Source organism: Rhodoferax sp. SPJ21 (genome assembly GCF_058216335.1).
Window position 1 is genome coordinate 579,796 of sequence record NZ_JBYZMO010000001.1, and the last position, 22,483, is coordinate 602,278.

The following is a 22,483-nucleotide window of genomic DNA, read 5'->3' on the forward strand; positions in this document are numbered from 1 at the left end:
TCGAACGCGGACCACCCCGATGGTTAGGCAGTCAAGGTCTGCGGGCCAAGGCCGTCGACCAGCATTCATATTACAAATAAGCTCCGCCAAATTCACCGGGGATTACCCTTGTTTACAGGTGAACTTTCGAGTAACCCCATACTCAACTTGAATGATGGCAGCTAAGAATCCGTTCACCCGGCGGTAAATTCGCCTCAATCATCATATTTTTAAACCCACTATGTCCGACAGCATCCACTTCTACGAACCCCGCCTGGGCCACGGCCTGCCGCACGATCCGTTCAATGCCATCGTCGGGCCGCGCCCCATCGGCTGGATCGCCTCGCACAGCGCCACGGGTGCGCTGAACCTGGCGCCTTACAGCTTCTTCAACGGCTTCAACTACACCCCGCCCATCATTGGCTTTGCCAGCGTGGGCTACAAGGACACGCTGCGCAACATCGAGCAGACCCGCGAATTCGTCTGGAACCTGGCCACCCGCGACCTGGCCGAGGCCATGAACCAAACCTGCCAGGCCGTGCCACCCGAGGTGAGCGAGTTCGCGCTGGCCGGCCTGACGCCCGCACCCAGCCGCGTAGTGGCCGTGCCCCGGGTGCAAGAGAGCCCGGTCTCCTTCGAATGCCGCTGTACCCAGATCGTGCAGCTGCAGGCCGCCAGCGGCGAGCAGATCAGCACCTGGCTGGTGTTGGGCGAGGTGGTGGCTGTACATATCGCCAAAAGCCTGCTCAAAGACGGCGTGTACGACACCGCCGCAGCCGGCCACATCTTGCGTGGCGGCGGCCCGGCCGATTACTTCAGCGTGGGGCCGGAGCAGCTGTTTCGCATGCACCGCCCGCGCTGACAGCGCCAAAGCTACTTTCCTATTTTGATAGCGGCTTACGCAGGTTTTACCTGCGCTAGCGGCTAATTTGAGCGCAAACTTCGGCAGACTTTGCGTGGCTGCAGTACATTGGCGTCTATGCCTGATTCCACCCCGTACCTGACCGAGCCACTGGCCGACCTGGCCGCCTGGACGCGCTATTTCTGCGACGCCGAAATCCCGGTGCTGGCCACCACCTCGCAGGCCCTGGAGGTGCTGCGCGCCATCGAAGACGATGTGGACGCCGCCATGCTGACCGAGGCCATCCAGCCCGACCCGCTGATGACCATCAAGCTCATGGCCTACGCCGCCAAGCAGCGCCGGCCCGGCGACTTCACCGAGACCGAGAGCATCACCAGCGCCCTGGTGATGACGGGCATCGCCCCCTTTTTCCGGCACTTTGGCCTGCAGCCCACCATTGAAGACCGGCTGCACGACCAGCCCGAGGCGCTGGCCGGCCTGCGCGAACTGCTGCAGCGGGCCGAGCGGGCCCGCCTGTTCGCCTTGGGCTTTGCCGTGCACCGCAACGACCTGGACGTGGACGTGATCCAGCGCGCCGCCTTTCTGCACGACTTTGCCGAGATGCTGATGTGGTGCCACGCCCCCACGCTGGAGCTGCAAATCCGCAATGCCCAGAAGGCCGACCCCAGCCTGCGCAGCGCCAGCATCCAGCAAAGCCTGCTCCATATTGAACTGGACGACCTGGCCCTGGCGCTGATGAAGCTGTGGCACCTGCCCTCGCTGCTGGTGCGCATCAGCGATACCAAGCACGCGGACCAGGCCAATGTACGCAACGTGGTGTTGGCCGTGCGGGTCGCCCGCCACACCATGCACGGCTGGGACAACCCGGCACTGCCCGACGATGTGAACGATATCGCCGAGCTGCTCAACGCCGCACCGCGCATCGCCCTGGCCTATTTGCACAAGATAGACACCTCGGTCGCCTAGGAGTCTGGGCAGCGCGACATCGCAAGCTTGACCTGGATCAAGGTCGCATCGGTCTGCATGCCCCAGGCTGCGGGTACAGGGTGGCCTGTGCTTGGCGTGCTGCCCGGCCGCCGCCCCGCCCAAGGAGACCGTGATGAAAATTCTGCTTGCCGTTGATGGGTCCAGGTCGGCGCTGAACGCGGCCAAATATGCGGTCAAACTGCTCAAGCGCATGACCGGCGAAGCCCACCACATCACCCTGGTTAGCGTGCACGACGACACCGCCCTGCGCCACGCCACGGTCTTCGTCGGCAAAGCCGCAGTGGACGACTACCTGCGCGAGCTCAGCGAGAAGGATGTCAAGCCCGCCCGCAAACTGTTGGACGCCGCCGCCATCCCGCACGATATGGTGCTGCGCACCGGCCACGTGGCCCAGGAAATCCTGGCCTGCGCCCATACCGGCAAGTTCGACCTGCTGGTGCTCGGCACCAAGGGCCGGGGTGCGGTAGCCGACCTGCTGATGGGCTCGGTTGCCCAGCGCGTACTGGCCACCGCCAAGCAGCCCGTGCTGCTGGTGAAGTAGCCCCCAAGCCAGCCCCCGCAGCATGGACAGCAGCGGCCTGACACAGGCCGAAGCCCAACAGCGGCTGGCGCAAGACGGCCCTAACGCCCTGCCCACTTCCAAGCCACGCAGCCTGCTGCGCCTCGTAGGCGATGTGGTGCTGGAACCTATGTTCATGCTCCTGGTGGCCTGCGGCGCGCTGTACATGCTGCTGGGTGACAGCCAGGAAGCACTGATGCTGCTGGGCTTTGTGTTCGTGGTCATGGGCATCAGCTTTGTGCAGCAGCGGCGCACCGAACGCTCGCTGGATGCCCTGCGCGACCTGTCCAGCCCGCTGGCGCTGGTGCTGCGCGGCGGCCGGTCTCTCAAGATCGCCGCCCGCGATCTGGTCTGCGGCGACACGGTGCTGCTGGCCGAGGGCGACCGCGTGCCCGCGGACCTGGAACTGACCCAAGCGTCCAACCTCGCACTGGACGAATCCCTGCTCACCGGCGAGTCCGTGCCGGTGCAAAAGCAAACCGGCGGCGCCGCTCCAGCCCAAGCCTTCTCTGGCACTTTGGTCACGCAAGGCAGCGGGCAAGGCCTGGTGGTAGCCACGGGCGAGCGCAGCACGCTGGGCCGCATAGGCAAGTCGCTGGAAGGCATCGCCAGTGAAACCACCCCCATCCAGGGTGAAACCAAGCACGTCGTCAAAACCGTAGCCATCGTAGGCATTGCCCTAGCGGCGGCGCTGGCTGTGGCCTACGGCCTGCTGCGCGGCGACTGGCTGGGCGGGCTGCTGGCCGGTCTGACGCTGGCCATGGCGGTGCTGCCCGAAGAACTACCGGTGATCCTGACGCTGTTCCTCGGCCTGGGCGCGTGGCGCCTATCGCGCCAAAAAGTGCTGACCCGCAACATCCCCGCTGTGGAGCTGCTGGGTGCCACTACCGTGCTGTGTGTGGACAAGACCGGTACGCTCACGGCCAACCGCATGGCAGTGCGGCGGCTCTGCGCTGGCGCCGAGACCTATGACAGCCTGCAGGCCGGCACCGCCCCGCTGGCCGAAGGCCTGCACGGCGTGCTGGAATACGCGGTGCTGGCCAGCCACCGCCGCGCCTTCGACCCCATGGAAACCGCCATCGTCGATGCAGGCACGCGCCTGCTGGCACATACCGAACACCTGCACGCCAACTGGACATTGGTAGACGACTACCCGCTGTCGCCCGAGATGCTGGCCATGTCGCGCGTATGGCAGTCCCCCGACCTGCGCGAACGCATGATTGCCGCCAAGGGCGCGCCCGAGGCCATCGTCGACCTGTGCCACCTGCCCGAGGCGCAACGCCAACACATTGCCGCACAGGTGGCCGCCATGGCGGGCGACGGCCTGCGCGTGCTGGGGGTGGCCAGCGCCGTGTTTCCCGCCAAGCCCCTGCCAGACAACCAGCATGACTTCGACTTCATCTTTCTGGGCCTGGTGGCGCTGGAAGACCCGGTGCGGCCCGACGTGCCCCAGGCCATCGCCGAATGCCACGCCGCTGGCATCCGCGTGGTGATGATGACCGGCGACCACCCGGCCACCGCCGTGTCCATCGCCCGCCAGGTCGGCCTGCCCACCGATGCCCCCCCCATCACCGGGCAGGAACTCGCAGCCCTCAGCGACACGGAATTGCAGGCCCGCCTGGCCAGCACCAACGTGTTTTGCCGCGTGCAGCCCGAACACAAGCTGCGCTTGGTACAGGCCTTTCGCGCACGCGGCGACGTGGTGGCCATGACCGGCGACGGCGTGAACGACGCGCCCGCCCTCAAGGCCGCCCACATCGGCGTGGCCATGGGCGCGCGCGGCACCGAGGTGGCCCGCCAGGCGGCCGACCTGGTGCTGCTGAACGACGACTTTGCCTCCATCGTCACGGCGGTGCGCTATGGCCGCCGCGTGTTTGCCAACCTGCGCAAGGCCATTGTGTTCGTGGTGGGTGTGCACCTGCCCATCGTCGGCCTGTCGCTGCTGCCGGTAGTGCTGGGCTGGCCACTGCTGCTGATGCCGGTGCATATCTTGTTTCTGCAGCTGATCATCGACCCGGCGTGCTCGGTGGTGTTCGAAGCCGAGCCGCTGGAGGCCGACGCCATGGCCGTGCCGCCGCGCCCGGCCAGCGCCCATTTGTTCGACCGCAGCGTGCTACTGCGCGGCCTGTGGCAGGGCCTGGGCCTGCTGGTGCTGCTGCTGGGCGTGTATGCAACGGCCCGGACGGTCTCCGAGGGCGTTGCCCGGGCCATGGTGTTCAGCGTGCTGGTGCTGTCCAACCTGGGCCTGATCTACGCCAACCGCAGCTGGACCCGCCCCTCGTGGCGCAGGGACGCTGCACGCAACCGCTACTTTGGCTGGACCTGCGCCGCCACCGTGCTGCTACTGGGCACCGTGCTGGGCTTCGCACCCGTCCGCCGTCTGTTCGCCTTTGACCAGCCCGCGCCCTGGATGCTGCTGGCAGCATTTGGCCTGGCCGCCGTCAGCCTGCTGTGGTTCGAGGCGGTGAAGTGGGCCATGGGGCGCCCGGCGCAGGCGATACGGAATTACCCATAAAAACAGACCTCCTAGCATACAAAATATGCGCTAATAGCTACCAAAAATGTAGCGCGCAAATTTAAATTTAGGAATTTTTTGGATTTTGTAAACGCCGCGTGAATCCAAAGCAAAGTTTCCTGCGTATCCGTGATGGAAGTCCTGTACCAAGCTGTGCAAGACGTCCGCGAGCCAGCTTGGCATCAACGGATACAACTTTTAGGAGATCACCATGCGATTCAAATTCGGCCCCGTGACTGCAGCCTGCGTGCTGCTGGCCATTGGCAGCGCGGCATTCGCCTCCAGCCACCGCGAAGCGCCTTTCATCACCACCTCGCCCAAGGTGGACGGCACCGACTTCTATATGTTCCGCAGCTACGAGGGCGTGGCCAGCAATGGCAGCGGTGGCCGCTCGGACTACGTGACCATGATCGCCAACTACCAGCCGCTACAGGCTCCGTACGGCGGCCCCAACTACTTCTCCATGGACCCGAACGCGCTGTACGAGATCCACATCGACAACGTGGGCGATGCCAAGGAGCACATGACCTTCCAGTTCCGCTTCAACAACAAGCTCAATAACGTGGCCCTGCCGATTGGCGCGTCCAGCGTCGCCATCCCGCTGATACAGGCCGGTGGCGTGAGCAATGTGAACGACGCCAACCTGAATCTGAATGAGAGCTACACCGTCAAGGTGGTGCGCGGCGACCGCCGCAAAGGCGCCGTGTCCGACGTGACCAAGACCAACGGCAGCAAGACCTTTGAAAAGCCGGTGGACTACATCGGCGCCAAGACCCTGGGCAATGCCGCCGCCTACGAGGCCTATGCGCAAAAGCACATCTTCGACATCAAGGTCCCAGGCTGCCCCGCCGGCATGGACAGCGGCCGGGTCTTCGTCGGCCAGCGCCAGGACGGCTTTGCGGTGAATCTGGGCCCGGTGTTTGACCTGGTGAACGCGCCCGCCGCCTTCCTGCTCGACCCGGCCAACAAGGACGCCGTGGGCATGGGCGGCCAGGCCGCAGTGCAGAAGACCAACATCACCACCATCGCACTGGAGGTGAACAAGGGCTGCCTGACCGCTGGCTCCGAGACCGTCATTGGCGGCTGGACCACGGCCAGCCTGCGCCAGGCGCGCCTGCTCAACGGCAAGCCACCATCCGGCCACCAGGCCAGCGAGAAAGCCGGTGGCGCCTGGGTGCAGGTGTCGCGCCTGGGCAATCCGCTGGTCAACGAGCTGGTCATCGGCCTGCCCGACAAGGACAAGTTCAACGCCTCCAAACCGCAGGACGACGGCCAGTTCCTGACCTATGTGACCAACCCCACGCTGCCTGCGCTGCTGGGCATCACCCTGGCCAATAGCGCCACCGCCCTGGCGCCGACCAATCTGCCGCGTACCGACCTGGCCACCGTGTTCCTGACCGGCATCACCGGCGTGAACAAGCCGGCCAACGCCACGCCATCGGAAGTGCTGCGCCTGAACACCGCCATCAGCCCCGTGCCCTTCGCCACGCAAAACCGCCTGGGTGTGGCCGGTGAAGTGCTGCGCGTGGGTGGCACGGCCAACCTGGCCCAGGCCGTGGACCTGGCCGGCTTCCCGAACGGCCGCCGCCCCAAGGACGACGTGGTGGACATCGCCCTGGTCGCCGTACTGGGTGGCCTGTGCGTGATCAACGGTGACAACAACAGCCTGGGCCTGAACAGCGTGCCGGGCGTGCCCAGCCTGACATCCGCCTGCAAGGCTTCCAGCGTCCCGCTGGGCGCCCAGTCGGCCAATATCCACGACGGCGTGGACCAGGCCACCGTGCCCTTCCTGACCCGCTTCCCCTACCTCAACACGCCCAACTCTGGCTCTAACTAAGCCCGCAGCGGCACGAAAGGACACACCATGGCTCAGTACAAATGGATAGCCCCCACCGTGGTCGCCATTGGCCTGCTGGTGGGATGCGGAGGTGGCGGCGGCGGCGCGGACGTGGTGCAAACCGTGCCTGGGACCGACGTGCCCCTCGCGGCAGAAACCAATGTCGGCGAGGTCATCGCGTTTGCCCAAAGGCAGATCGCCACAACCAGTGACAGCAGCGACCCGCTGATTCTGGGCGGCGCCACGCTGGCCACCAGCGACTCGGACGAACCTGCGGACATCTGATCCGCCCCCCAGCCTTGCACCGTTGCCGCCCCGGCGGCGGTGCAAGGTATTTCAAGATTTACAAGAAATGGGCCGCTAGCGCACAAGATACCTGCGCCAGCAGCTACTTTTTATATAGCAAACCAGACGCTGCACCCCCCATGCGCCTCACAAACTTCCTGTGTCTTGCCAGCCTGCTGGCGTGCAGCGCCGCCCACGCCACCACCGAGCTGCACCCCAGCCGGGGCGACGAAGTGGTGGAACGTCTGCCCACCGTCACCCGTGTGCGCCCGCTGGCGCCCAACGCATCTGCCCCGGCACAGCCCGCCGACCCGGTGGCCGCAGCGGCCCAGGCCCGCGCCCACATCGCCACCGCCCGGCAAAGCGGCGACACCCGCTACTGGGGCCGCGCCCAGGCCGTGCTGGGGCCTTGGTGGAACCAGCCCAACGCCCCGGTGGACCTGGCCATCCTGCAGGCCACCGTGCAGCAGGGCCGGCATGAATTCGCCGCGTCGCGCAGCGTGCTGCAAGCCGCCCTGAAGCGAGACCCTGGCAGTGCCCAGGGCTGGCTGAACCTGGCGGCGCTGGAGCGCCTGTCCGGCCAGTACCCGCAGGCCCTGCTGGCCTGCAACGCCGTGGCCCGCGCCGGCCAGACCATGTATGCCCAGGCCTGCGTACTGGAAACCCAGTCGCTCCAGGGTCAAAACGCCGCTGCCCGCACCAGCTTGAACACCCTGCTGGCACAAACCCAGGATGCCGGCCAACGCAGCTGGCTGCTGTCCCTGCTGGCCGAGAGCGAGGAGCGCGCCGGCCACGACGCCGCTGCCCAGGCCGCCTACCGCAGCAGCCTGCGCAGCGAGCCCGACCTCTACACCAGCATTGCCCTGAGCGATCTGCTGCTGCGCACCGGCCAACCCGCCCAGGCCCTGGCCGTGCTCAAGCCCTTGCCGCTGACCGACGCCGTGCTGCTGCGCCAGGCCACCGCCCTGCGCCGACTGAAAGACCCCAGCTGGCAGGCACTGCGCCAGACCATCCGCGAATGGAATGCCGAACTCGCCCAGCGCGGCGACGACCTGACGCTGCACGGCCGCGAGCAAGCCCTGGTGGCCCTGTGGCTGGACGACGACGCCCCCGGCGCCCTGGCCATCGCCCGCCGCAACCTGGGCCTGCAGCGCGAGCCGGTGGACTGGTGGGTGGCCCTGCAAAGTGCCCGCCAGGCCGGCGATACGGCCGCACTGCAGCAGCTGCAGGCGGATATGCACGGCATTGGCCTAGTCGATGCCCGCAGCACCGGGGGGGCACGATGAAACGCCTGCTTACGCTACTGTGCGCCCTGCTGCTGTGCAGCGCCCCCGCCTGGGCCCACAAGGGCAGCGATGCCTACCTGGATGTGCGCCAGGCGAACGCCGCCCCTGACGCCGCGCTGAACCTGCGCCTGTCCGTGGCCCTGAAAGACCTGGACCTGCTGCTGCCGCTGGACGCCAATGCCGATGGCCAGCTCACCTGGACCGAAATACAGGCAGCCACACCCGCCGTGCTGGCCCTGCTGCAAGCCCATACCGGGCTGGACACCGCCGCCCCCGGCTGCCCGCTGACCTGGCGTTACGACGGTCTGGAGCGGCGCAGCGACGGCGCCTACCTGCGCGCCGCCGCCCAGGCGCAGTGCCCAACTGGCGCGGCCCTGGCCTGGCGCTACACCCTGTTCCGCGAGCAGGACGCCAACCACCGCCTGATCGTCACCGGCGCCCTGGACGGCCACGACCTGCTGGCCACCGCCTCGCCCCAGCAAGCGCAGCCGCTGCAGCTGCGCCAAGCCAGCAGTGCTGCCAATGCCGCCAGCCACAACAATCCCACCGCGCAGCGCGGCATCGCCGCCACCGTGCTCGACTACCTGGGCCTGGGCATGCACCACCTGCTGGAGGGCTATGACCACATGGCCTTCTTGCTGGCCCTGGTACTGCCGCTGCATTTGCGGCTGGGGCGACAGGCCGCGCAATCCACACAGCGCAGCCCCTGGTGGTCGCTGCTGCGCACCATCACCGCCTTCACCATTGGCCACTCCATCACGCTGATGCTGGCCACCTTTGGCTGGAGCCAGGCCTCGCCGGTGTGGGTAGAGCCGGCCATAGCCGCCTCCATCGCGGTGACGGCCTTGCTGAACATCTTCCCGGTGCCGGTGCTGCGGCCCGAACGGCTGGCGCTGGGCTTTGGCCTGGTCCATGGCTACGGCTTTGCCGGTCTGCTGATCGAGGCCGCCGCGCCATCCGGTCTGCTGCCCTGGGCACTGGCCGGCTTCAACCTGGGCGTGGAGGCCGGCCAGCTGACCGCCGTCACCGCCTGGGTGCTGCTGTCCCAGCTGGTCGTCAACCAGCCCTGGTACGGCCGCGTGGTGGTGCGCGGCGGCTCGGCCCTGCTGGCGCTGCTGGCGGCCTACTGGTTCTGGATGCGGGTGTTTTGATTTGCTATGTAATTAGGAGCTACTCGCGCAGGTACTATCTGCGCCAGAAGCCTATTGCGCACCCATTCAGCAACTACTCGCCAACCAGCGACGGGCACAGCGGCTTTCAGGCCAAGAACCCGTGGAACCGGCTTTGCCGGGCCACTGTGTTCGCCCCCTGCGTGTCTCATCGGTTTTTCAAACCGACGCGAGGGGGGTTGGCGGAAACACGAAGTGTGGAGCCTGGGGGTGACTCAATGTGAATGACGATGGTGGATGTCGGGGTAGTGCGGGTGCTTGTGCGTCAACACCTCGTGCCGGTGCGGGTGCGCGTGGGCGCCCTGCCCGCTCCAGGCGAAGCTGTGCGCGTGCTGGTGGTGCGCGTCGTGCCGGTGGGTGTGGCTGTGCTCCAGCACCTCGTGCGTGTGCGCATGCTCATGCCGCTCGCGCACATGCAGCCATACGCCCACGGCCATCAGTGCTGCAGCCACCCAGAACAGCGGCCCCGGCAGGCCCGGCCACAGCAGCAGCGCAATCACCACACCAAACAGCGGCGCCACCGAGAAATACGCGCCAGTGCGTGCCGTGCCCAGGGTTCGCAGCGCCACCACGAACAGCGTCAAGCTCAGGCCGTAGCCCAGGAAGCCCACCAACATGCTGGCGCCCCACACGCCCATGGTCGGCAACACCGCACCGCTGGCCAAAGCCAGTGCGGTGTTGCTCACTCCGGCCAGCAAGCCCTTGAGGCCCGCCACCAGCATGGCATCGTTGCTGGAGACCTTGCGCGTCAGGTTGTTGTCTATGGCCCAGCACAGGCAGGCGCCCAGGATGAACAAGCCGCCGCGCGAAAAGCCCAGCCCGCCCGGCTCCCAGGCCAGCAGCACGCCACCCAGCACGATGGCCACCATGCCCAGCACCAGTTGACGGTCGGCGTTCTCCTTGAACACCCACCAGGCGATCACGGCGGTCAGCACACCCTCCACATTCAACAGCAGAGAAGCGGACGCAGCGCTGGTCTGCGCCAGGCCCAGCATCAGCAGCGCCGGCCCGAGCACGCCGCCAAACACGATGGCGCCCAGCAGCCAAGGCCATTCGGCCCGGGGAATACGCAGCTCTTGCGACTGCCGCCGGGCACTTCGCAGGCTGCGCAAGCCCAGCAGCAAGCACAGACCCAGGCCGCTGCCCAGGTAGAGCAAGCCCGCCAAAAACAGAGGCGTGACGTCGCCCACCAGCAGCTTGGCCAGCGGCGTGCTGGCGCCAAACAGCAGCGCGGCGGCCAGGGCGGGAAGAGCGGGTTTGATGGTCATGGTGGGCAGACGAAGACGTAAGGCGATGATGGTACCTTTGCCACCTTAACCACCCCTGCATTGATGCCAAACACCATGCCTTTGCCCACCGAGATCGCACCCCAGCCCGTCAGCTTTGGCCAGGCCTTTGCCTACTGGCTGAAGCTGGGCTTCATCAGCTTCGGTGGCCCGGCAGGGCAGATTGCCATCATGCACGAGGAGCTGGTGGAGCGGCGCCGCTGGATTTCCGAGAAGCGCTTTCTGCACGCACTGAACTACTGCATGGTGTTGCCCGGGCCAGAGGCCCAGCAGTTGGCCATCTACATTGGCTGGCTGATGCACCGCACACGCGGCGGCATTGCTGCGGGCGTGCTGTTTGTGCTGCCCTCGCTGTTCATTTTGATCGGCCTGTCCTGGGTGTACATGGCTTACGGCCATGTGCCGGCCATCGCCGGTGTGTTCTACGGCATCAAACCGGCCGTTACCGCCCTGGTGGTGCATGCGGCTTACCGGGTGGGTTCACGGGCGCTGAAGAATGCCTGGCTGTGGGGCATCGCAGTGGCGGCGTTTGTGGCCATCTTCACGCTGCAGCTGCCGTTTCCGCTGATCGTGCTGGCCGCGGGCAGCATTGGCTACCTGGGTGGCCGGCTGGCACCGGCGCAGTTCGGCGGCAGCGGCGGCCACGGCAAGGCCGGTGCCTCCTACGGGGCCGCACTCATTGACGACGATACGCCCACACCGCCGCACGCCCTGTTCACTTGGCGGCGCTTTGGCCAGGTGCTGGCGGTGTGCCTGGGGCTATGGCTGGCCGCCATGGGCATGCTGACCGCACTGTACGGCTGGGACGCGGTGTTGACGCAGATGGGCTGGTTCTTCACCAAGGCGGCTTTGCTGACCTTTGGCGGCGCCTATGCGGTGCTGCCCTATGTGTTCCAGGGCGCGGTGGAGCATTACCAGTGGCTGAGCGCGCCGCAGATGGTGGACGGCCTGGCGCTGGGCGAGACCACGCCGGGGCCGCTGATCATGGTGGTGTCGTTCGTGGGCTTTGTGGGCGGCTGGGGCAAGGCGCTGTTCGGGCCAGAGGCGTTGCTGTTGTCGGGCGCGGTGGCGGCCAGCGTGGTGACCTTCTTCACCTTTCTGCCCTCGTTCATGTTCATTTTGCTGGGCGGGCCGTTCATTGAATCCACCCACGGCAATTTGAAGTTCACCGCACCACTGACCGGCATCACGGCGGCGGTGGTGGGCGTCATCGTGAACCTGGCCGTGTTCTTCGCCTACCACGTGCTGTGGCCGCAGGGGCTGTCCGGGCACTTCGAGTGGGCTTCGGCCCTGATTGGCCTGGGCGCGGCACTGGCCTTGTTCCGCTTCAAACGGGGCGTGATCCCGGTGGTGCTGGCCGCTGGGCTGGCCGGCCTGGCCTGGACGTATCTGCAGCAGGCCTTGGCGTAGCTCAGTTGCCTCAGTTCAGGCGAAGTCGCCGGCTTCGGCCGGGCCCGTCCATTCAATGGGGTTTTCAGAGCACAGCAGCTCCTGGTCGGCGAAGCCAATCGAGTCGGCCACACGGCTGGGGTATTTTTCAAACAGGGCCGGGGCGTCCAGGTCCATTTCATGGGCCAGGCTGCCCCACGAGGCCAGGTAAACGATGCCGGCCAGGGTTTCGCTGTCTGTGTCTTCACTGGGGTTGGGGTGGTGCTTGATGGCATCCACAATGGCCTGCGGAAAATGCCATTTGGCGGCAAATGCCGCGCCCACGTCAGCGTAGGAATAGCCCAGCTCGGCCACTTGCCGGGCATGGCGGTCGCCATCCGAGGTAAAGCTGGTTTGCAAACAGGGCTGCTGGGGCATGGCGATCTTCATCACCAGGTCGCCCACGCCATGCAGCAGGCCGGAGGTAAAGGCCAGGCCCTTGTCGATACGCATGGAGTCGGCCAGGGACTGGGCGATCTTGGCCACGTCCAGGCTGTGGCGCCAGAAGTCGGCCATGTCCACGCCCGGCACCTGCTTGAAGGCACCGCCCACCGCTGCAGCGCTGATCAGCTGGTTGGTGGCCTTCAGGCCCAGCAGCGGAATCGCGCCTTCCACCGTGCCAATGCGGCCACCACCACCGTAGCGGGCGGAGTTCAGCAGCCGCAGTATGCGCACCGTCAGCCCGACCTCGCTGGAAACCAGCTCGGTGATACGGCGCACATCGGGCTCAGCCTTCTGAAACTCACCCAGAATCTGCGCCACCGTGGCGGGCAAGGACGGAATCAGCGTGTCGGAGGCAAGAATTTCTGCAAGTTGCATGGCGTTCTCCGGGGATGGGACTGCGGGAAAATGCTGTCAATATAGTCCGTTTCCAACGGGTAAAGCCCATTTTTCCCATCCAGGCGGCGGGAACCTCCGCTGGGTATGGAACTCAGTCAGTACGGCCCCGGTGCCACGGTTTGACCTGGCGCAACACCCTGCACCGCCAAAACCCGCACACTTGCGCGCAGGCGGCCCCCGTAAGGATTTTTATGTATTGTCGATTTCGCCTGCCATTGGCTTGCGCCGCCCTGCTGCTGGCAGCCCCCGTGGTGTGGGCACAAGCCCCCAAAACCGTGTTTCTGGAAGACCTGACCTGGACCGAGTTGCGCGACCAGGTGCAGGCCGGCAAAACCACCATCCTGGTGCCCATTGGCGGCACCGAGCAAAGCGGCCCCTATGTGGCGCTGGGCAAGCACAACGCACGGGTCAAAGTGCTGTCGCAACGCATTGCCGAAGGCCTGGGCAATGCGCTGGTGGCCCCGGTCATTGCCTACGTGCCCGAGGGCGGCACGGCGCCCACCTCGTCGCACATGCGCTTCCCCGGCACCATCACCGTGCCGGACGATGTATTCAAGAAAACACTGGAGTCGGCGGCCAACAGCTTCAAGGTGCATGGCTTCAAAAACATCGTCTTTCTGGGTGACCACGGCGGCTACCAGAAGGATATACAGCAGGTGGTGGCCCAGTTGAACAAAAGCTGGGGCGCCACGGCACAGGCCCTGGTGCCGCCGGTGTACTACGCCACCAGCTCTGACGGCTATGCCCAGATATTGCGCCAGCACGGCATACGCGACGATGAAATAGGCACCCACGCCGGCCTGGCCGACACCGCCCTGCTGATGGCCGTGGCGCCCCAGATGGTGCGCCAGGACGCGATGCGCAGCGGCCCCAAGGTCGGCCAGGCCGATGGCGTGTACGGCGGCGACCCGCACCGCGCCAGCGCCGAGCTGGGCCAGCTGGGCATAGACGCCATCGTCAGCAAAACCATACAAGCCCTCAAAACCAGTACGGCCGCGCACTAGGCACCCATTAACAGCTGACAGACGCGACCAGCATCTCTACAGGAACCAGCATGCAATTCAAAACCTCCCTCACCTCTCTGGCCCTGGCGGCCATGGCTGTCACAGCCTCAGCCCAAGCCATCAAAACCATCCCCGGCATGCCGCCGGTGGTCAACGCCAGCAACCTCTACAGCGAGGCCGGCACCGACCGTCTGAGCCCGGCCGTCGCCAAGGCCCTGCCGCGCATCTACGTGCCGAATCTGCGCTCCAACGATGTCTATGTAATCGACCCGGCGACCATGAAGGTGGTGGACAAATTCCCCGTGGGCCAAAGCCCCCAGCACGTGGTGCCCGCCTGGGACCTGCAAACCCTGTGGGTAGCGAATAACGCCGAGGGCAAGAACAGCGGCAGCCTGACCCCCATCGACCCCGTCACCGGCAAACCCGGCAAGAACGTGGAGGTAGACGACCCCTACAACATGTACTTCACGCCCGACGGCAAGGAAGCCATCGTGGTGGCCGAGGCGCATGCGCGGCTGGACTTCCGCGACGCCCACACCATGGCGCTCAAGTCCAGCCTGTCGGTGCCCGAATGCAAGGGCATCAACCACGCCGACTTCGCCATCGACGGCAGCTACGCCCTTTTCACCTGCGAGTTCGGCGGCAAGCTGGCCAAGATCGACATGGTCAACCGCAAGGTGGTGGGCTACCTGGAGCTGAACAAGAAAGGCATGCCGCAAGACATCCGCGTCTCGCCCGACGGCAAGGTGTTTTATGTGGCCGACATGATGGCCGATGGCATCTACGTGGTGGATGGCGAGAGCTTCACCAAGCTCGGCACCATCCCCACCGGCGTGGGCGCACACGGCCTGTACCCAAGCCGTGACGGCAGCAAGCTGTACATCTCGAATCGCGGCAGCAACATGGTGCACGGCATGCGCCACGGCAAGGGCAGCGTGTCGGTGCTGGACTTCGCCACGCGCAAGGTGCTGACCACCTGGCCCATCCCCGGCGGCGGCAGCCCGGACATGGGCAACGTCAGCGCCGACGGCAAGACGCTGTGGCTGTCCGGCCGCTTCGACGATGTGGTGTATGCCTTTGACACCGACAGCGGCGCGGTGAAGTCCATCAAGGTCGGCGCCGAGCCGCATGGCCTGACGGTCTGGCCCCAGCCTGGCCGCTACTCGCTGGGCCACACCGGTAATATGCGGTAACGCCTGCAGCCATTTTGCTGCGTTTTTCATAGCTACCTGCGCAGGTATTACCTGCGCCGGAGCCCGATTTTCCTTATGAGCAGCACCGACTTCCCAGCCCTGGCCTTTGTGGACATTGAAACCACCGGCAGCACCGCCGGGCGGGACCGCATCACCGAAGTGGGCATTGTCGAGGTCGATGGCCCGCATGTGCGCCGCTGGAGTCAGCTGCTGGACCCCGGCACGCCCATCCCCGCCTTCATCCAGCAGTTGACCGGCATCTCCGACGCCATGGTCGCCGGCCAGCCCCGCTTTGCCGACGTGGCCGTTGACATTCTGGACCGGCTGCGCGGCAAGCTCTTTGTGGCGCACAACGCGCGCTTTGACTACGGCTTTCTGCGCGCCGAATTCAAGGCCTGCGGCATCACCTGGCAGGCACCCGTGCTGTGCACGGTGAAGCTTTCGCGCATGCTGTTCCCGCAGCAGGCCCGGCACAACCTGGACACGCTGGTGGCCACACACAGCCTGCAGATGCCCGACCGCCACCGCGCGCTGGCCGACGCCGATGCATTGGCGCAGTTCTGGCAGCTGCTGCAAACCCGCTTTGCCCCTGCCACCTTGCAGGACGCGGTGGCCACCCTGTCGGGCCGCGCCGCCGTGCCGCCGCAGCTAGATGCGGAGCACATCGACCGCATTCCCGAAACGCCGGGCGTCTACCTGTTCTGGGACGCGCAGCGCAACCCGCTCTACATCGGCAAAAGCAAGAACCTGCGCAGCCGCGTGCTGGCCCACTTCAGCGCTGCGCTGTCCAACCCCAAGGAGATGCGCCTGAGCCAGCAGGTGGCCGACATCGATTGGGTGGAGACCGCCGGTGAAATCGGCGCCCTGCTGCTAGAGGCCCGCATGGTCAAGCAACACCAGCCCAGCCTGAATGTGCAACTGCGCCGGCAAAACGATCTGCACGCATGGCGGCTGGACCAGCCCGCACAACCATCCGCGTCCACACCCGCGTCTGGGCACGCGCCCCTGGTGCCGCGCCTGGTGCATGGAGCCGACATCGGACTGGGCGTGCAGGACGCGCTGTTTGGCCCGTTCCGCTCACGCCGCGCGGCCTTGCAACTGCTAGAAGACCTGGCCACCGAGCAGCGCCTGTGCCGGGCCGTGCTGGGCCTGGAAAAAATCGCCCCCGGCAAGCCCTGCTTTGCCTACCAGGTACAGCAGTGCGCCGGCGCCTGTGTGGGCGCGCAAAGCATGGCCCAGCACAACCTGGCGCTGCGTACCGCCCTGACCCGCCACCAGGTCAAGCGCTGGCCCTACCCGGGCCCCATAGGTCTGCGCGAGGGCGATGACCTGCACGTGCTGCACGCCTGGCGCCACCTGGGCACGGCCCGCAACGAAGAAGAGGTGCAGGAGCTGCTACAGGGCGGCCAGGCCGCGTTTGACTTTGACACCTACAAGATCATCAGCAAAGCCCTGGCCCAGGCCAAGCCGGGCCAATTGCTGCACCTGGCTGAATCCAAGGCTGAATAGAGGCCCTCCAGGCAGCTGGGGCGTCACTCTATTTCCAGATCAACACGAGATGAGGTGCGAAGCCGCAGACAGTGGTTTGCCACGGCAAGGCGAAGCAACAACATATTCGGATTGATCTGGAAATGGAATCAGGTTCGCAAAGTGCCCAACACCTGGGCCGCGTCGCTGAATTGCAGATTGTTCATGTCGTCACGCAGGCGGGCGAAGCGCTCTGGTCCCAGCAGCGGCTTGATCTGCGCCGCCAGGGCCTCAAAACGTTGGATGGCCAGCATGTCCTGCTGCTGGAGCAGGTCACACAGGCCGGCCAAGTCCTCGGGCGCCAATGGCGGGCCAGATTCGGCCGGCGCTGCGTCCACCAGCTTGTCGTGGGCGTCCAGGTACGGGGCGGCACTCTGCTGCAGGCTGTCCATTTGCGCATCCAGCTTGCGCAGCAGTTGCCGGGCTTTGTTGACCAGCCCTTCCGCGCAGGCTTGTTCGGCCTCGCCAGCGAGTTGCTGCACAGCATTCACGCCCAGCATGCCGGCGCTGCCACGCAGCTTGTGCATGCGCTGCGCCAAGGTGGTCAGCGATCCAAGATCCCCATCAACAGGGGCCAGGCTGGTGGCATGAAACTCCCGCAGCAGGCGCTTGAGCATGGCGTAAAACAGCTTCCAGTCCCCGCCCAGGCGGGCATGGGCGTCCTGGGCATCCACCCCCTGAATCGCGGGCCAACCGGTCTGCGTCGGCCCGGCAATGGCCACCGCCACCGGTGACTCCGGCGCTGCCTGGGCCTCGCCTCCGAGGGCCGAAACATGGCGCAGGATGGTGCGCTTCAGGTGCTGCACATCGAAGGGCTTGGCGATGAAGTCGTCCATGCCTGCGGCTTCGGCCTGCTGGTGCTCCTCCAGCATGGCGCCAGCCGTGAGGGCAATGACAGGTAAACGGGGCAAACCCAGCTCCTGGCGGATGATGCGGGTGGCGCTCAGGCCGTCCAGCTCGGGCATCTGCACATCCATCAGCACCACGTCCACTGCGTTGGGCTGGGCCCGCAGAATGTCGATGGCTTCACGGCCATTGGCCGCCAGGGTGACCAGCGCCCCTTCTAGCGCCAGGATACGTTTGGCCACTTCCAGATTGATCTCGCTGTCGTCCACCACCAGCACCCGTAGGCCGAGCAGACCACGACCCGGGGCTACAGCGTGCTGGCGCTTGTGGCCTTTGGCCGCGTCGGCGGCGACTGCGTCAAAGTCCAGCTGCAGCCAGAACTCGCTGCCCACGCCTTCGGTGCTGTCCAGGCCCAGCTGCCCGCCCATCAAGGTGACCAGGTGCTTCACGATAGACAGGCCCAGGCCGGTGCCCCCAAAGCGCCGCGTGGTGGAGGCATCGGCCTGCACAAAGGGTACGAATAGGCGCGCCTGCACCGCCGGTGGAATGCCAATGCCCGAGTCCCTTACGGAAAAGCGCAGGCGGATACGGTCGGACGCCGCCGCCGGCAGGCGTTGCAGCACCAGCCGCACATAACCCTGCTCGGTGAACTTGATGGCGTTGGTCAGCAGATTGGTCAAGATCTGCTGCAAGCGGGTGGCATCTCCCGTCACCACATCGGGCACGTCTTCGGGCCAGTCCAGCAGAAATTCCAAACCCTTGGCATGGGCCTGCATAGCCATCAGGTCGGAGACATTGCGCAGCAATGTGTGCAGGTCAAACGGCACCTGCTCTATGGCCATTTCATTGGCCTCGATCTTCGACAGGTCCAGCACATCGTTGATCAATGTCAGCAAGGACTGGCTGGCCAGCTTGATCTTGTCCAGGAAAGCGGCCTGCTCCTCGTCCAGAGCAGTGTGGCCCAGCAGGTAGGACAGGCCCATCACCGCGTTCATGGGCGTGCGGATTTCATGGCTCATGTTCGCCAGGAACTGGCTTTTGGCCACGCTGGCCTGTTTGGCCTTCAGCATCGCGTCGCGCAGCGATTGCTCTACCTGCTTTTGCCGCGTGACATCGTGGGCCACACCCAGATAGCCAAAGATGCTGCCATCGGCCGCATGCATGGCGGTGATGACCTGGGACACGGTGACCCGGCTGCCGTCCTTGCGCACATAGGTCCACTCGCGGGTTTGGTGCAGGCTGAGCGGCTCGGTGAAAACCGAGGCCCCCAGCACCGGGTGGCCTACTTCGTCGCTTAGCTCCTGGCTGCGCGCCCATACCTCTTCGGGGTCATGGATCAGCATGGGCGTTTCACGCCCCACCATCTCGCTGCTGGAGTAGCCCAGCAAGCGCTCGGCACCGACATTGAATACGCGGATGGTCAACTGGCTGTCGGTTGCGATGATGGACACTTCGGACGCGGACTCCAGCACGTTCTGCAACAAGGAGCTGGTCTCTACTAGCAGCAGCTCGGCCCGCTTGCGCTCGGTGATGTCACGGTTCACCCCGGTCAGGCGCTGCGGCGTACCCAAGGCGTCGCGGTAGACACGGCCCGCGGCCTTGATAAAGCGCACTTCCGCATCGGGACGCACGATGCGGAATTCGATATTCATGGGATGTTCTCCGCGCACCGTCGCATCCACATGGGACTGGTAAAGCGCCAGGTCCTCTGGGTGCAGACAGCGTGCCCAGAGTGATTCCGGCGCCTCGCCGCTATCCACGGGCACACCGAACTGCTGGTATACGCGCGCATCGCAACTCAGGGTGTTGTGGACCAGGTCCAGATCCCACACGCCCAAACCCGCACCTTCGGCCGCCATTTCGAAACGCAGATTGGTGTCGTGCAGCTGTTCTTCGGTCTTTTTGCGGGCGGTGATGTCGCGCGAAATACCAAAGATACCAATCACCTTGCCCTGCACATCGCGCAAGGGCATCTTGGTCGTCAGATTCCAGGTCGGAGGCCGGTCCGGCCAAAACTCCTGCTCCTCCAGGTCGATCTGGGGCACACCGGTCGCCATGATGTGTTGCTCCACAGCTGCCGTTACGCTGGCGTGCTCGGGGGTGAAGAAATCCTCGTCTGACAAGCCAATGGCCTCGGATGGATCCTGCAGCCCATAGCGCCGCGCCAGGCCGGGGTTAATGCGCAAAAACCGGCTGGACATGTCCTTGAAGTAGATCTGGTCGGGTACGGTGTTCAATAAAGACGTCATGAGGTGACGCTCGTAGATCAGGGTGTTTTCGATCTGCTTGCGCGTGGTGATGTCCTGCATGATGCCGACCAGGCGCACGGGGCGCCCCTGCTCCGTCTCCGCTTCGCCCAGGACCCGCACCCAGATCAGCCGCCCCTGGGCCGTCTGCATCTGCACCTCCAGGTCCCAGCTCTCGCCTGAGGCTATGCCCTGTTCGACCATTCGCTGTATGAGCGCGCGATCTTCGGGTAAGTAAAAGCTCAACCCCTCTTCCACCCCCGGTTGATAGTCGGGCGGCACCTCGTGAATGAGCTTAAGCTGGGGCGACCAGACCACTCGCATGGGGTCCAGATCCACCTGCCAAGCGCCAATCTTGGCCACACGGTTGGCGCGGTCCTGGAAAGCATGGCTGGCGCGCAAGGTTTGCTCCGCCCGCTTGGACGCGGTGATATCGGTGCGCACAGAGATGTAGCGCTCCACCTGTCCATCGGCCCCGATGAATGGCGCAATAGTGCTGGCCACCCAGTACAGCGAACCATCTTTGGCGCGGTTGCAAATCTCTCCACGCCAGGGCTGGCCGGACGAAATCGTTCGCCACATATCGGTCCAAAAAGCCTTGTCCTGCACACCGGAGTTGACCACCCGGTGGTTGCGGCCCAACAGTTCCTCTCGGCTGTAACCGGATATCAGGCAGAAGGCGTCGTTGACCTCGGTGATGCGGCCCGCACGGTCGGCCACCGAAACCAGGGCATGCAAGTGGATGGTTCGCAGCAGGGCGTCGTTCTCGCGCTGCAGAGCGCCCAGCTTCATGCGGCCATCCACCAGCTCCGATACGTCATGCACCAGCGTGACAAGGCCGCGCACCTCGCCATCCACAATGTCTGGCAAATAGTTCACCAGAGCGTGCCGCTTGCTGCCGCCACCCGGCATGGGGATTTCCTGCTCGAAGAAGCTTTGGGGCTGGCCACCCAACGCAGCTTCCAGGGCGGGCCGGCTGCTCTCATACACGACCGGGCCCAGCAGGTCTCGCATATGCGTGCCACGCAGCACTGCGGGGTCGATGCCAAACCAGTTGCGATAGGCCTCGTTGGCCATGCGATTGAGCAGGCCCTTGTCCCAATAACCAATCTGCGAAGGCACGGCGTCCAGAATCAGTTGCAGTTCACGGCGTGCCGTATCCAGCAATGCGGTGCGCTCCAGTACCTGCTGCTCCAGGCTGGCATTGAGCTCGCGCACACGCAACTCGGCTCGCTTGGTGGGACCAATATCCCGTACGACTTTCACAATGCCAATGCAGCGGCCATCGGCCCCCAGCATGGGAGCCCCCGCCACAGACACATCCAGCAAGCTGCCGTTCTGGTGCATACGCGTGGTATCAAAAGGGGGCACCACCTCGCCGTTGGATATGCGCGCGAGAAGGTCGGTGTCTTCCTGGGCCCGGTCCGGAGGTAGCAGCAGCGCCGCAAGCATTTGCTCCTTTGCCTGCTCGGCGGTGTAGCCAAAGAGCCGCTCAGCCGCCGGGTTCCAGTCGGCCACACGGCCATCCAGTGTCTCGCCCACGATGGCATCGGCTGAGTAGTCCACCATGGCAGCTCGGCGCGAGCGCTCCAGACGTACCAGTTCGGCCTGCGCCAGCTCTTTCTGGCGGATACCAACCAAGGCCGCCACCAGCATACTAATCGCCAAGCCTGCCAGTGCCACCCAGCGCGGGTCCACCGAATCCAATTGGTCGAAAAACGGCGGCAAAACCTTGGCCTCTACCACCCAGGTGCGCCCGTAAATGGGAAGGGAGATGCGCTGACCCAGCGAGTCCGATACGGGTTCCTCGGAGGACGAACGGTAAAACACCTGCTCACCCTTGTCCGATGCATCGCTGAGCGTCAGAGCCAGCTGATCGCGGTGTATTTCTACATTGCGCAGCACCTCAGAGATCATCAGAGGTGCAAAAGACCAGCCCTCCAAGGCCAGCTCGCGTGCTGTCGGGTCCGCCACGGAAGCACCGGGTCGGTAGATAGGCAGCAGCAGCAAAAAGGAGCTGGGCGCATCGGCCGGGTCCTGCACCAGTCTGATGGGTTCGGTAATGGTTGCTTGGCCGGTGCGCATGGCCTGATCGGCTGCGGTTCTGCGGCCGGCGTCGGAGGCCACGTCCAGGCCTATGCCCATGCGGTTGCTCTCAACCGGCTCCAGAAACTGGATGACATAGCGCTCACCCGGATTCGGCTTGAACTGCCGCACGGCAAAGTTGGGCCAGCCATCGCGCTGCGCCGACTGCACGAAGGCCTCCTCATCCTCCTGCGCCACCCGGCGTATCACGCCAAAGCCACGGGCACCCGGGAACTCCTTGTCGATCCGTCGGGAGTCGGCGTAATCGCGGAAATGCTGGCGGTCCACTAAATCAAAACCGGCACCCAGCACCGCGCCGCGAGCACCGCGCAAGCCGTATTCATAGATGCCCAATCGCGCATGCAACTGCTCCATGGTGCTTTGAACCAGGCTGTCAAAGTGGCCCGCTGCAGTGGCGGCGTTCTGCCGGGCTTGCCATAGGGTGGCCCAGCATGTCAATGCCAGTCCCAGCAGCAAAACCAGCCTGGCCCGTACCATAGGCCGGCGCAGCCAATCCTGGGGGGACTTCCACAGGGCGGCGAGCTGCAT

Annotated in this window: 15 protein-coding genes; 12 read left to right on the top strand and 3 right to left on the bottom strand. The window is 65.2% G+C overall.

Annotated features, from left to right (window positions below; all coding sequences use genetic code 11):
- Positions 1–220: 220 nt before the first annotated feature.
- From AC4BBN_RS02545 to AC4BBN_RS02580, 8 genes are all read left to right on the top strand, one after another.
- The gene (locus tag AC4BBN_RS02545) at positions 221–841 is read left to right on the top strand and encodes a flavin reductase family protein (protein ID WP_490590375.1); all 621 of its coding nucleotides are present in this window, start codon (positions 221–223) and stop codon (positions 839–841) included.
- 117 nt (positions 842–958) lie between these two features.
- Complete coding sequence (locus AC4BBN_RS02550) at positions 959–1,807, top strand: HDOD domain-containing protein (protein ID WP_490590376.1); 849 nt, start codon at positions 959–961, stop codon at positions 1,805–1,807.
- Positions 1,808–1,940: 133 nt separating this feature from the next.
- Positions 1,941–2,369: a universal stress protein gene (locus AC4BBN_RS02555; protein WP_490590377.1), complete on the top strand. Its 429-nt coding sequence runs from the start codon at positions 1,941–1,943 to the stop codon at positions 2,367–2,369.
- A 22-nt stretch (positions 2,370–2,391) separates the two neighbouring features.
- Positions 2,392–4,902 (top strand): cation-translocating P-type ATPase, encoded by a 2,511-nt coding sequence (locus AC4BBN_RS02560; RefSeq protein ID WP_490590378.1) that lies wholly within the window; start codon positions 2,392–2,394, stop codon positions 4,900–4,902.
- Between the two features lie 211 nt (positions 4,903–5,113).
- Positions 5,114–6,739 carry a DUF4331 domain-containing protein gene (locus AC4BBN_RS02565; protein ID WP_490590379.1) on the top strand — a complete coding sequence of 542 codons (1,626 nt, stop codon included), beginning with the start codon at positions 5,114–5,116 and terminating at the stop codon, positions 6,737–6,739.
- A 27-nt stretch (positions 6,740–6,766) separates the two neighbouring features.
- Positions 6,767–7,024, top strand: a complete 258-nt coding sequence (locus tag AC4BBN_RS02570; protein ID WP_490590380.1) for a hypothetical protein — start codon at positions 6,767–6,769, stop codon at positions 7,022–7,024.
- Positions 7,025–7,164: 140 nt separating this feature from the next.
- A complete protein-coding gene (locus tag AC4BBN_RS02575; RefSeq protein ID WP_490590381.1) occupies positions 7,165–8,310 on the top strand; it encodes a tetratricopeptide repeat protein in 1,146 nt (381 codons plus the stop codon).
- On the top strand, positions 8,307–9,461 hold the full coding sequence (locus AC4BBN_RS02580; protein WP_490590382.1) for a HupE/UreJ family protein: 1,155 nt from the start codon (positions 8,307–8,309) through the stop codon (positions 9,459–9,461). The genes AC4BBN_RS02575 and AC4BBN_RS02580 overlap by 4 nt, the downstream gene beginning before the upstream one ends.
- A gap of 233 nt (positions 9,462–9,694) precedes the next feature.
- On the opposite strand, the gene AC4BBN_RS02585 is transcribed toward AC4BBN_RS02580, so the two are convergent.
- A complete protein-coding gene (locus AC4BBN_RS02585; protein ID WP_490590383.1) occupies positions 9,695–10,747 on the bottom strand; it encodes a DMT family transporter in 1,053 nt (350 codons plus the stop codon).
- 75 nt (positions 10,748–10,822) lie between these two features.
- Between AC4BBN_RS02585 and chrA the strand changes: the two genes are divergently transcribed.
- Positions 10,823–12,175 carry a chromate efflux transporter gene (chrA, locus tag AC4BBN_RS02590; RefSeq protein ID WP_490590384.1) on the top strand — a complete coding sequence of 451 codons (1,353 nt, stop codon included), beginning with the start codon at positions 10,823–10,825 and terminating at the stop codon, positions 12,173–12,175.
- Between the two features lie 15 nt (positions 12,176–12,190).
- On the opposite strand, the gene AC4BBN_RS02595 is transcribed toward chrA, so the two are convergent.
- Positions 12,191–13,012, bottom strand: a complete 822-nt coding sequence (locus AC4BBN_RS02595; RefSeq protein ID WP_490590385.1) for an HDOD domain-containing protein — start codon at positions 13,010–13,012, stop codon at positions 12,191–12,193.
- 212 nt (positions 13,013–13,224) lie between these two features.
- Between AC4BBN_RS02595 and AC4BBN_RS02600 the strand changes: the two genes are divergently transcribed.
- The 3 genes from AC4BBN_RS02600 (at position 13,225) to AC4BBN_RS02610 (ending at position 16,739) form a co-directional block, all read left to right on the top strand.
- Positions 13,225–14,037: a creatininase family protein gene (locus AC4BBN_RS02600; RefSeq protein WP_490590386.1), complete on the top strand. Its 813-nt coding sequence runs from the start codon at positions 13,225–13,227 to the stop codon at positions 14,035–14,037.
- A 50-nt stretch (positions 14,038–14,087) separates the two neighbouring features.
- A complete protein-coding gene (locus AC4BBN_RS02605) occupies positions 14,088–15,230 on the top strand; it encodes a YVTN family beta-propeller repeat protein (RefSeq protein WP_490590387.1) in 1,143 nt (380 codons plus the stop codon).
- Between the two features lie 75 nt (positions 15,231–15,305).
- Positions 15,306–16,739: a 3'-5' exonuclease family protein gene (locus tag AC4BBN_RS02610; RefSeq protein WP_490590388.1), complete on the top strand. Its 1,434-nt coding sequence runs from the start codon at positions 15,306–15,308 to the stop codon at positions 16,737–16,739.
- Between the two features lie 128 nt (positions 16,740–16,867).
- Here AC4BBN_RS02610 and AC4BBN_RS02615 read toward each other — a convergent pair whose 3' ends face one another.
- A complete protein-coding gene (locus AC4BBN_RS02615; RefSeq protein ID WP_490590389.1) occupies positions 16,868–22,483 on the bottom strand; it encodes a PAS domain S-box protein in 5,616 nt (1,871 codons plus the stop codon).

Coding starts and splice junctions, on each gene's coding strand:
- AC4BBN_RS02560 (WP_490590378.1), top strand. CDS start 2,392: ATGGACAGCAGCGGCCTGACACAGGCCGAAGCCCAACAGCGGCTGGCG.
- AC4BBN_RS02585 (WP_490590383.1), bottom strand. CDS start 10,747: ATGACCATCAAACCCGCTCTTCCCGCCCTGGCCGCCGCGCTGCTGTTT.
- AC4BBN_RS02545 (WP_490590375.1), top strand. CDS start 221: ATGTCCGACAGCATCCACTTCTACGAACCCCGCCTGGGCCACGGCCTG.
- AC4BBN_RS02550 (WP_490590376.1), top strand. CDS start 959: ATGCCTGATTCCACCCCGTACCTGACCGAGCCACTGGCCGACCTGGCC.
- chrA (WP_490590384.1), top strand. CDS start 10,823: ATGCCTTTGCCCACCGAGATCGCACCCCAGCCCGTCAGCTTTGGCCAG.
- AC4BBN_RS02555 (WP_490590377.1), top strand. CDS start 1,941: ATGAAAATTCTGCTTGCCGTTGATGGGTCCAGGTCGGCGCTGAACGCG.
- AC4BBN_RS02605 (WP_490590387.1), top strand. CDS start 14,088: ATGCAATTCAAAACCTCCCTCACCTCTCTGGCCCTGGCGGCCATGGCT.
- AC4BBN_RS02580 (WP_490590382.1), top strand. CDS start 8,307: ATGAAACGCCTGCTTACGCTACTGTGCGCCCTGCTGCTGTGCAGCGCC.
- AC4BBN_RS02565 (WP_490590379.1), top strand. CDS start 5,114: ATGCGATTCAAATTCGGCCCCGTGACTGCAGCCTGCGTGCTGCTGGCC.
- AC4BBN_RS02570 (WP_490590380.1), top strand. CDS start 6,767: ATGGCTCAGTACAAATGGATAGCCCCCACCGTGGTCGCCATTGGCCTG.
- AC4BBN_RS02600 (WP_490590386.1), top strand. CDS start 13,225: ATGTATTGTCGATTTCGCCTGCCATTGGCTTGCGCCGCCCTGCTGCTG.
- AC4BBN_RS02595 (WP_490590385.1), bottom strand. CDS start 13,012: ATGCAACTTGCAGAAATTCTTGCCTCCGACACGCTGATTCCGTCCTTG.
- AC4BBN_RS02610 (WP_490590388.1), top strand. CDS start 15,306: ATGAGCAGCACCGACTTCCCAGCCCTGGCCTTTGTGGACATTGAAACC.
- AC4BBN_RS02615 (WP_490590389.1), bottom strand. CDS start 22,483: ATGCAGCTCGCCGCCCTGTGGAAGTCCCCCCAGGATTGGCTGCGCCGG.
- AC4BBN_RS02575 (WP_490590381.1), top strand. CDS start 7,165: ATGCGCCTCACAAACTTCCTGTGTCTTGCCAGCCTGCTGGCGTGCAGC.